Source organism: Escherichia sp. 94.0001 (assembly GCF_013369155.2).
GTDB classification, from domain to species: Bacteria; Pseudomonadota; Gammaproteobacteria; order Enterobacterales; family Enterobacteriaceae; genus Escherichia; species Escherichia coli_F.
The window spans coordinates 1-10,871 of the sequence record NZ_JABWMS020000092.1 but is presented as its reverse complement, the minus strand read 5'-3'; the positions used below and the strand labels follow the sequence as shown (position 1 = coordinate 10,871).

The 10,871-nt window shown below is 48.0% G+C and carries 4 protein-coding genes and 3 pseudogenes; 4 read left to right on the top strand and 3 right to left on the bottom strand.

The features are described 5' to 3' along the window. Positions 1-64: 64 nt before the first annotated feature. Positions 65-274: pseudogene (locus tag HEN33_RS22845) on the bottom strand (transposase); the annotation flags it as partial. Positions 275-337: 63 nt separating this feature from the next. After that, a pseudogene (locus tag HEN33_RS22840) lies at positions 338-638 on the bottom strand (transposase); the annotation flags it as partial. A 726-nt stretch (positions 639-1,364) separates the two neighbouring features. Here HEN33_RS22840 and HEN33_RS22835 point away from each other — a divergent pair. The 4 genes and pseudogenes from HEN33_RS22835 (at position 1,365) to HEN33_RS22815 (ending at position 7,092) form a co-directional block, all read left to right on the top strand. Beyond that, the gene (locus HEN33_RS22835) at positions 1,365-3,344 is read left to right on the top strand and encodes a PhoX family protein (protein ID WP_029400569.1); all 1,980 of its coding nucleotides are present in this window, start codon (positions 1,365-1,367) and stop codon (positions 3,342-3,344) included. A 95-nt stretch (positions 3,345-3,439) separates the two neighbouring features. Beyond that, a pseudogene (locus HEN33_RS26515) lies at positions 3,440-3,898 on the top strand (iron ABC transporter permease); the annotation flags it as partial. A 772-nt stretch (positions 3,899-4,670) separates the two neighbouring features. Continuing rightward, positions 4,671-5,411 (top strand): outer membrane protein, encoded by a 741-nt coding sequence (locus tag HEN33_RS22820; RefSeq protein ID WP_000755103.1) that lies wholly within the window; start codon positions 4,671-4,673, stop codon positions 5,409-5,411. A gap of 181 nt (positions 5,412-5,592) precedes the next feature. Next, entirely contained in the window at positions 5,593-7,092 is a 1,500-nt protein-coding gene (locus HEN33_RS22815; protein WP_176263488.1) for a phosphoethanolamine transferase, read from the top strand. A gap of 108 nt (positions 7,093-7,200) precedes the next feature. Here HEN33_RS22815 and HEN33_RS22810 read toward each other — a convergent pair whose 3' ends face one another. After that, positions 7,201-10,716 carry an AAA domain-containing protein gene (locus HEN33_RS22810; RefSeq protein ID WP_021572001.1) on the bottom strand — a complete coding sequence of 1,172 codons (3,516 nt, stop codon included), beginning with the start codon at positions 10,714-10,716 and terminating at the stop codon, positions 7,201-7,203. Positions 10,717-10,871 lie beyond the last annotated feature (155 nt).

Sequence of the window (10,871 nt, the reverse complement as noted above, 5' to 3'; positions counted from 1 at the left end):
ACCACTTTGTCTAATTCGTCAGATTCTGACCAGACGGTTCAGGCTGTACGCTTACCTTAATTTAGCGTTGTTCAGGAGTAATAGCATTACCAGCGGGCTCAATACCCTGAAGTTCCTGCTTATACAACCGTATCTATTTACGCAAATGGTCAGGGTTGAGCTCGAGTGCCAGCGCGACTTCTCTGACATCACGCTGGTATTTAACCACCTGTTCGATAGCTTCAAGCTTGAACTCCGGGGAAAAGGTACGTTTAGTCCGACGAGTTTTGATCATGCATCACCTCATTTTCACTTTTTAACATTAACAGTGAAAATGAGGTGTCCTGAATTACCGATCCACTACACAGAGAGTGACCAAAGGATAACGTGTCCTGAGTTTCCCTATTATAGAGAACTGTTCAGGGAGGCTGACATCAAGAGTGCAGTAGCCTTTTTAATATTTCATTCTCCATTTCAATGCGTTGTAGCTTTTTCCTCAGCTCACGTATTTCGATTTGTTCTGGTGTCATCGGAGAGGCTTTTAGTGTTTTGCCCTGACGCTCATCACGCAGTTGTTTGACCCATCTTGTCATTGTGGAAAGGCCGATATCCATAGCTTTGGCGGCATCTGCCACCGTATAGTTCTGGTCAACAACCAGTTGGGCGGATTAGCGTTTAAACTCTGCGCTAAAATTTCTTTTTTTCATTAGGGCACCAGTCTTGTTCTGAGGTGAGCATATCACCTCTGTTCAGGTGACCAAATTCAGTGTGCCATTTCAGTCTGTAATGCGCTGTGTGAAAAAGCTCACTGACAGTCTGAGTATTTGTCTGCAAAGGATGGAAGCCCGTCGAGGGTTCCTGAAAACCACTGGTGCGCTGGCGAATAAGCTGACAAGAATCATCTGGCGTGTTTTGAGCGATAGTATTGATTTTAATATGCAGAAGGCCGTTGTGATGAATTAAAGAAAAACAGTAAGTTATAGAAAATATTTTTAACTGAGTTTACATTCACTGATGAGATAACGGCTACCGCCCCTGTAACAGTCTGAAGTTGACCTGGGTAATCAAATACCGGTGTAGTGATTAGGAAATAGGGCCCGGATAACATCATGGCGCAGGTCATTGAACCTACTAACGACGCCGGATATATGGTCGCAAACCGCATCGAACCAGTACTTGCCTCATCTGGGACGTCCATATATGCTCAACAAAAGAGAGCGTTCAGAATTCTAGCCTCACATCATACCTGAAACCGCGTCCCGACCATAGATGATTTTATCGCCGGTTTTTTATGACAATTGTTATATTTCCGTAACAATCTTTCCGTAGACTCACGTGCATAAAAATGATTCCCCTTGAAATCGATTTTTTGAAAGGAAACCGCAATGGGCAGACCGTTAAAAACTTTATTCAAACGTGAGCATAGTGAAGAAATCAGTAACCCGAGCGATAACCGCGCGTTTTCGCAGGTGGCGGAAGTCTATTTGTCACGCCGCCGTCTGTTACAGGCAGGCACGGTCGCCGGTGCCGCGGCAGCGTTCCCATTTCTGCTGAAACAGGAAAACGCGCTGGCGAAAGTGGTCTCCAAAGCAAGCGGTAACCTCGGCAAAGCGACGACGCTCGGTTTCACCAGCCTGCCGGTTTCCACGGAAGATACCGTTATCGTGCCGGAAGGATACATCGCGAAGCCCTTCTACAAATGGGGCGACGCCACCGGGATTGCCGGAAATCTGCCGGTTTTTAAAACCGACGGTAGCAACACCACGGAAGAACAGGCGGCGCAGGCCGGGATGCACCACGACGGCATGGCGTGGTTTAGCCTGCCGCAGGGCGGGAACAGCTCCGATCACGGCCTGCTTGCCATAAACCATGAATACATCGATAACGGTCTACTGTTTAAAGATGGCGATGCCAACTGGAGCGCCGATAAAGCTCTTAAAGGCCAGAACGCGATGGGCGTGTCGGTCATTGAAGTAAAAAAAGTGCCCCTGGGCTGGGAAGTGGTGCGCCCGTCATCTTTCGCACGCCGCATCACCGTTAACACGCCGATGAAAATCACCGGTCCGGCGCTGCATAACCCACTGATGCAAACAGTTGACGATCCGAAAGGCGAAATCATTCTCGGCACCATGCAGAACTGTGCCAACGGATTTACGCCGTGGGGCACCTATCTGACGTGTGAAGAGAACTGGTCCGATATTTTCGTAAAAAAAGCAGAGATGAACCCGCTGGAAAAACGTTACGGTATCAGCGGGAGCGACGACTCTTACCGCTGGAACGAAGTGGATAAAAGGTTCAGCGTCGACGCCACGCCGAACGAGCCGAACCGCTTCGGCTGGGTGGTGGAAATCGATCCATACGATCCGCATTCAGTGCCGCGCAAGCACACCGCGCTTGGTCGCATCAAACACGAAGGCGCAGCGGTGACAATTGCCCCGGATAACCGCGTTGTGGTCTATATGGGCGATGACCAGAAATTCGAATACATATATAAATTTGTCTCGGAAGGAAAATTCAACCCGCAGGATCGCAAAGCCAACATGCACCTGCTGGAAAAAGGCACTCTGTACGTGGCGAAATTTAACGACGACGGCAAAGGCGAGTGGCTACCGCTGGTGTTCGGACAAAATGGGCTCGACGCCAGTAAAGGGTTTGAAAACCAGGGCGACCTGTTGATTAAAACCCGTCTGGCGGCAGACGCCGTGGGGGCCACTAAAATGGACCGCCCGGAGTGGATTGCGGTCGATCCATATCACGCCGGCAGCGTTTACTGCACGCTCACCAACAACAGCGATCGCGGTAAGGAAGGAAAAGCGCCAGTGGATGCGGCCAACCCGCGCGCCAAAAACGTTTACGGCCACATCATTCACTGGTTGGAGCATAACGGTGACCCGACCGCGCTGCAGTTTGCCTGGGATATTCTTGTGATGGGCGGTCGCACCGATACGGACAAACCGGAAACCAAAGGCAGCATGAAGGGGGCGGAATTCGGCAGCGCCGATGGCCTGAGCTTCGATCACCGCGGCGTGCTATGGATCCAGACCGACGTGTCGTCATCAACCATCAATAGTAAAGATTACAAAGGCATGGGCAACAACCAGATGGTGGCGACGATCCCCGGTACCAATGAGTTCCGCCGCTTCCTGACCGGCCCGCGCGGCTGCGAAATCACCGGCATCGCGTTCACTCCGGATAACCGGACGCTGTTTATTAACATCCAGCACCCTGGCGAGCCAAGCGAAGGGCTTAGCGATCCGCAGCATCCGACGGCAGTATCAAGCTGGCCTGACGGCGATAAGGCTGGTCGTCCGCGCTCCTCAACTGTCGTTATCGTAAAAGCCGACGGCGGCATAATCGGCACCTGATTCTGTTTATCCGTCATTAAAAACGCAGGCGCGGTTAGCCTGTGTTTTTATGGTAAAGTCCTGTCAGTCCGCGCGCTGGCTTCCTTCAACGCTTTGTCGTAATTTTTGTCAGTCTGCTCGTAGTCTGGAATGCCCGGAATTCCTCAACGCTATGCCACTGTTCAGGCGCGGTGTGATGAGAGGGGCGTCGCTGGGTTATGCCTTTCCGGGCACGATTCTGGCGATTGGTTTTCTGACTCCCTAAATGACCGCTGGCTGTCGGAACTACTGGATTACAGGGGGTTACCTTTAATGTCTGTCGGTGTCCTGTTGGTGATTTGCTGTACGATGCGATTTCAGGCAATAGCCATCGGCGCACTTGATGTCCGGCTGGGACGTATACCAGCGTCACTGGAACAAGCCTCACGTCTGCTGGGAGAAAATGGTACAGGAACTTTTGTTCGGGTTCACTTTCCTGTGTTGCTCTGGTGAGCAGTGCCCTGCTGGTTTTCACTGATGCGATGAAAGAACTGCCAGTAACACTTCTTTATTCCGAATCGCTCTTCCGGACGATTAAGTATTGTTCATGGTGGCCGGAGAATGGTTTTCGAACCATAGATGAAGCCAGAAGTTGGTTAAGCAAGTTCACGTAATGGTACAACCTGGAACACAAGCACAGCGGTATTAAGTATGTTACTCCGGATGAACGCCATCGCGGAATTGATGCACAAATACTGGAAGCCAGAAAAAAAGTTTATCGCGAAGCTCGCAAGCGTCATCCTGAGCGCTGGAGCAAACAGTTGCGTGACTGGGAACTCATTCAGGCAGTTTATCTGAATCCAGAAAAAGAAGCGGCATAACGTAATTTTATTACATCAGGCGACAACTACCTTGAAAAACGCCGGAAATAACTGACTCTTTACCCGCAGCCATGCAGTGGGCTTTTTTATATCCCCCCTTCACAAACTCTGCTCACTGGTTATACCGGTTCACCTTTCCGGCTTGTAACCGCATGCACTCTGGACTGCCAGTCAGCTCATGTATGTCTCTTCCTTAATTGTGTTCATGAACAGGTGACACCTTATCTCCTGACAGAATAAACAAATTTTATTAATTCTGCTCTTCGCCAGCCCACTGCTACCATCTGTCGCGACGGGGCATGGCTGCCTGCATGGCATGCATTTGTTGTGTCTGTGCTGACTGAATACGATAAAAATTTCTGGTTAATGACGATCGATATCATCGATCGATTCGATCGATTTTATTCGATTGAGGCTATAGCATGGCGGGTTTTAAAATGCACTGAGTACTGCTTGCAGCAACGGAGCAATAACGGAGATAATTGAAATGAAAAAGGTTTTTGCTGTTTCAGTGGTGGCCGCAGCCTGTGTATTTGCAGCAAATGCAGGTGCTGAGGAAGGTAAAAGCGGTTTTTATCTGACCGGTAAAGCCGGTACCTCTGTGGTGTCACTTTCAGACCAGCGTTTCCTGTCAGGAGATGAGGAAGAAACGTCAAAGTATAAAGGCGGCGATGACCATGATACGGTATTCAGTGGTGGTATCGCGGCTGGTTATGATTTTTATCCGCAGTTCAGTATTCCGGTTCGTACAGAACTGGAGTTTTACGCTCGTGGAAAAGCTGATTCGAAGTATAACGTAGATAAAGACAGTTGGTCAGGTGGTTACTGGCGTGATGACCTGAAGAATGAGGTGTCAGTCAACACACTAATGCTGAATGCGTACTATGACTTCCGGAATGACAGCGCATTCACACCTTGGATATCTGCAGGGATTGGCTACGCCAGAATTCACCAGAAAACAACCGGTATCAGTACCTGGGATTATGAGTACGGAAGCAGTGGTCGCGAATCGTTGTCACGTTCAGGCTCTGCTGACAACTTCGCATGGAACCTTGGCGCGGGTGTCCGCTATGACGTAACCCCGGATATCGCTCTGGACCTCAGCTATCGCTATCTTGATGCAGGTGACAGCAGTGTGAGTTACAAGGACGAGTGGGGCGATAAATATAAGTCAGAAGTTGATGTTAAAAGTCATGACATCATGCTTGGTGTGACTTATAACTTCTGACAACACTGTTCCCGAGAGATAATCACGAATATTCTGTAATTAATATAATTGTATATCTTCTGCAATTAAACAGAAACACCCTGCAGTCTATTGCTGCAGGGTTGTCTGTTATCTGTTTTACAGATAATTTCTGATTTTTATTATCCTGTTCTCTTCATAATAATGTTGTCGATATACTCCGATGAATATCAGAAAACTGTTTTGTCCGGGCGACACACCCCGGATTTTATTGTTTTTATTCTTTTTTGTTATTTCTGTGATAACCACAATTGCATGCGGATACACTGAGAAGAATGCCACAGGAAATGTGCTGCTTCTGTTTCTCCTTCTGCTCCTTGCACACAGAAATACCCTCACATCCATTACAACGCTGTTATTTCTGTTCTGTTGTGCACTGTATGCGCCTGCGGGTATGACGTACGGTAAAATCAACAACAGTTTTATTGTCGCGTTGCTGCAGACCACGGCTGATGAGGCTGCAGAGTTTACCGGGATGATTCCTGTTTATCATTTTCTGGTCAGTGCCGCGATTCTGGTATTCATGGTGATTTTCTGGCGGACACACCACCGCGGTCACCGTAACTGGCTGGCACTGCTGCTGTTCGTATTATGCTCTGTAAACAGCTGGCCGTTGCGGATGGTTAAAGGAATTGTTGTGGGAACAACTGACACATTGCGTGAAATGCAGCGTTATAAACAACTGAGTCAGCACGGGGCTGACAACTGGAAAATCCTGCCGGGAACACCGTTGTATGACACGATTGTTATCGTTACTGGTGAGAGTGTGCGCAGGGATTATATGTCGGTATATGGCTATCCCGTGCCAACCACACCATGGCTGAATACGGCTCCCGGTTTATTTATTGACGGCTATACATCGGCAGCAGCCAGTACCGTACCTTCCCTGAGCCGGACACTGATTTATGACTATGCGCAGAACCCTGACTCCGGCAACAACGTGGTGGCGCTGGCAGCAAAAGCAGGATACAGCACATGGTGGATATCCAATCAGGGAAAACTGGGGGAGCATGATACACGCATCTCTGTTATTGCTTCTGATGCGGAGCATACCGTTTTCCTCAAGAAAGGCAGCTTTGCTTCCCGTAAAACGGATGACATGTTGTTGTTACAGGAAACAGAACGTGCACTGGCGGATAAATCCTCTCCGAAGGTGATATTCCTGCACATGATTGGCTCTCATCCGAATCCGTGTGACCGACTTAACTCCTGGCCGAATCATTACCTGGAGCAGTATCCCCGAAAGATTGCCTGTTACCTCGCCAGCATCAGTAAACTGGATAACTTTCTCGGTCAGCTTGATGGTATCCTTCGCCGGCACTCCCGTCATTTTGCCATGCTTTACTTTTCTGACCATGGTCTGTCGGTCAGCGACAGTGCTAATCCTGTTCATCATGATGGCCATATACAAGGAGGCTACAGCGTTCCCCTGATTATTACCGCCAGTGACATCACGTCTCATCAGTCCGTCAGCAGAAAAATCAGTGCCCGTCATTTCGCAGGTATTTTTCAGTGGCTGACCGGCATTCGTACTGAAAATATACCGCCATTCAATCCGCTGACAGACGAAGATAATGAACCCGTTATTGTTTTTAACGGAGACAGGAATGTACCGGCAGACAGTCTGAAACCACAGCCTCTGATTCTTCCGGACAGAAGATAATCATGTCGGTATGAATGTTATAATTAAGGACTGTGCAATAATAGCCATTCCATTCAGCCATCTTACGCTCGAAAACGATCGGTAAGATGGCTACTCACCATTCCTGCTCTAAACCTGCCGCCTCTCAAGACTATTATAAATAGCCTCAATCTCACCCTTCAGGTTATCACCGCAATAAACCATTGATGTATCGTATCGTTCATATCGCGCTTCCCGTGTCGCACTAAACCAGTTGAACGATCCCACGCACAGCAAACCATCATCACCAATAACAATTTTGCTATGAACACGGTTTACCAGCTTTGTAGCAATACCCAGCGCATTCAGTTTCTCCAGCGCCGCTTTAAAGTTCTGCTGCTTCTCTTTTCGCTTCTCAAAATCATTATGTTCAGTGTTGTAGCTTCTGTCAGTGACTATCGTGACGTTAATTCCACGTGAACACGCCGCAATCATGGAATCAAGAAAACCGGTTTGCTCCAGCCTTTGCCAGGTCAGCCATGGAGAAACTATCGTGATGTGTTTACTGGTATTTTCAAATGTCTGATTCAGGAAATTATCATGTTGCTCCACACCATGAAGTGTGTAGATTTTGGTCCCGGCGGTTTTTAAATCCTTACGCTCTTTATAATCAAAAGAGAGCGCATTCTTCTCTGACTCAAAGAGGTATTTTGCCAGTAATCCCCGTGGCGATGAGGCTGGCTGGACCTCAAACAGGTCCATATCGCCGAAGACCAGAAAACTGTCCTTCGCACGGGAGACTGCAACATTCAGCATGCTGTTATCGCTATCAATAAACCCGCCGTCTTCATGTTTTGAATAGACTGGCGAGAATATCACAATCGCTCTTTCCGCTCCCTGAAGAGAGTGCACGGTGCCCACTGTGAGCGACTTTTCATTCGTGCCTGTACTGATACCTTGTTTGCCCAGCACCTGTTTGATAGTGGATACCTGAGCGCTAAAAGGCGTCACAATACCGACAACTTCATGAAGCGATTTACCGTAATGCGCTTCAATATTTTGCTGGTTCTCTGCCAACCAGACCGCTATCGTTTCAGCCTCAAGCAAATTATATCGACTTCCACTACTTGCCAGCTCTCCTTTACCATCAATATGGAGATACCCCATTGCGGGCATTAAATTGCTCTCTTCACGCCCTCTTTTAGGCAACAACTTACCGTGATAGCAGAGCGTATTACAGTATCCAATAATATTGTCGTAGCACCGGCGGTGTTCATATAGGTACATACCACGAGCCAGTTCGGGATCATATTGATAGCGCGAAGCAAACTGCGCTATTTTCATAACGCTGCCAGATGCGGCACTTTTACCAAGGTCTGCGATTGCCGTATATTTCTCGGTAATCTCTTCTTGCGTACTGCCAGACAGAATTTTTTCCGCCAGCATGTTACCGATATCAATCGCAGGAGCAATACTCCATATTGGCGGGATCTGCTCCGTATCGCCAATCACTAATGCCTTCTTAGCTAATGCAAACGAGGCAGCAGCCACTTCAGGAAGCACCTGCCCGGCTTCATCGACAATGAGTAAATCGGCAAAATCATACAAATAACTTTTCTCGAATTTACGCTGTCCTTTGTGCTCACTTATCTGCATATTGCCGGGCAGCATATAGCATGTCATCACCACACATGGAGTGAGTTTCATTCGACGTTGCCAACGGGCGGTTACCCCTTTAGCGCCTTTTTTCTTCTTCTCTTCCTGCAGATCATCAATGCTGGCCATATCCATCAGCCAACGACCTTCCCAGTAGTGAGTCGTCAGTAAAAATGCAGGGAAGCGAATCTGCGTATCAGCCAGTTCATCGGCCTGTGAGAAGCTCAGTTCCTCGTCGCCCTCATACCCTAAATCAAGAGCCAGTCTCTGCCACTCCTGAACCGCCTGCTGTTCTTTAAGAATGATTTCATGGGCGGAGTCAATCTGCTGCCGGTATGTTGTTTGCTCGCGCTCAGCGGAATTGAGCAGCCCATCAATATTACGTTCGATAGTTTCAGGATCAGACCATTGATTTCCTGCAATCAGCGCACCTAATTTATCTTCGAGAAACAGCTGTATTTGGTACTGTCGCTTACTGCGAACCGCCGGAAGCCAGGAAAATAATGAATAGATCAGTGATTCACCGGCGCGATATTTTTTCCATTCCGTTTTAGCACTCTTCAGTAGAGTGATTTTTTGTTCTTGTCCGGAAAGTAATTTATTTAAATTATTGAGATATTGCTCAATATCATTAGCAATAAGCTCACGCGCAGCCCGAATCTGGCTTAACTTTTGCCATGTTGCGTTCAGTCTTATCAGTTGCTCGGATTTTGCTGCCAACTGACCATGCAGGAGTTCAATGACCTTTTCAGGGGATGAACACTCTTTTTCAGGAAAGGCTGCCTTAGCCTTTTCCAGATAAAACAGCAGTGCATCTTCTACATACTCTTTTGACTCAACCTGGTTGAAGAAATCTTCAGTTTGATATTTTTTGGCTGCTTCAGCTTTACGGCTGCCTGAGGGAAAATAAGCGCCGAAGCTTTTCAGCTCTGGCAACCATCGCCCGGCCATCGCACCTGAACCTTGCGAAAAGTCTTTCCCGAATGCCTCAATAATGTTCGTTACAGCCTGGTTATTCGTTGAAGTCGCGATAATAACCGGAGGCTCAGATTTTTCGAGAGCCGCTCTGGCCCACTGCGTGGCGATGATAGAAAGCACCAGCGTGGTTTTTCCGGTTCCAGGAGGGCCATTAACAGCAAGGATATCGCCATGTTTAGCATCCAGAAAATGGCTTAAGGCATCGCGCTGAGCCTTTGCCAGCGGAAACTTATCTCCGGAGTGTCCAAGCCTGTCGCTGAATTTTGCTCCAGGGGCCAGCAAAGACTCTGCAGCATGAACCTCTCGCGAGGCGAATCGATTGAAGAGCGGCACATCCTTATTGCAAACAAGCAGGTGATCATAAAGAGAAAGGATATGGAAACTGGCACCGCCAGATTGCGCCGTTTTAACAATATAACCGTGCTCAGCGAGTTCATATTGCTCAGGATTTTTAATCCAGTCGCCGGCAACGTTCTTCAGCAGCCTCTCTGAATCATCCAGATATTGACGCCACTCCTGCTGCAAGGCTGCATATCGTTCTTCCCGTTCTTCATCCGTTTCGGCAGTCTTATCAACGCTGTCATCAAAGTTGATAGAGAACGTGGTATGGGTCGTCTTGTATTTGTCATACTGCCCAATCTCACCAATCGAAAATGCTCCTTTTGGCAAAGGTTCAAGCAGGTCTCTGGGAATGGAGGTCGCTGGCGTCGGATATAAAAAACCCTCACGGCTTAGCAAGGCTGGCGTCACTATCGGGGTAACAATATCAGGCGCACCTGCAGAACGGTCCTTACCATGCTGCAGTAACCGGAAATAAACTTTTGGGCGCAAGATGACATCGACCGTTTCGACATCGTCTTTTTCTCCCTTAAAAAATTTACTGACAATCGCTTCGTCAAGACGTCCCGCCGCTATCCCATGCCAATGAGTGAAATTTTTGGCGTCTTTCCGTTCAAAACTGCCCTTTCCTGACTCAGCGTCCGCAAGCGAGTTGCGCCAGTATGAGGCAAACCCTAAAGCATTTTCATCCATTACCAGTCCTATGACTCAATGAAATCCATTGATTTATCGAATATAAAACCACCATATGGACAACTATTGTCCATATTGAAAAAGTTGGATGCAATGTTTTGTTTATAATTCGGTATCAAATGTACTGGTTGTACAAGGTTCAGAACGCAAGCACA

Coding starts and splice junctions, on each gene's coding strand:
- HEN33_RS22815 (WP_176263488.1), top strand. CDS start 5,593: ATGAATATCAGAAAACTGTTTTGTCCGGGCGACACACCCCGGATTTTA.
- HEN33_RS22835 (WP_029400569.1), top strand. CDS start 1,365: ATGGGCAGACCGTTAAAAACTTTATTCAAACGTGAGCATAGTGAAGAA.
- HEN33_RS22810 (WP_021572001.1), bottom strand. CDS start 10,716: ATGGATGAAAATGCTTTAGGGTTTGCCTCATACTGGCGCAACTCGCTT.
- HEN33_RS22820 (WP_000755103.1), top strand. CDS start 4,671: ATGAAAAAGGTTTTTGCTGTTTCAGTGGTGGCCGCAGCCTGTGTATTT.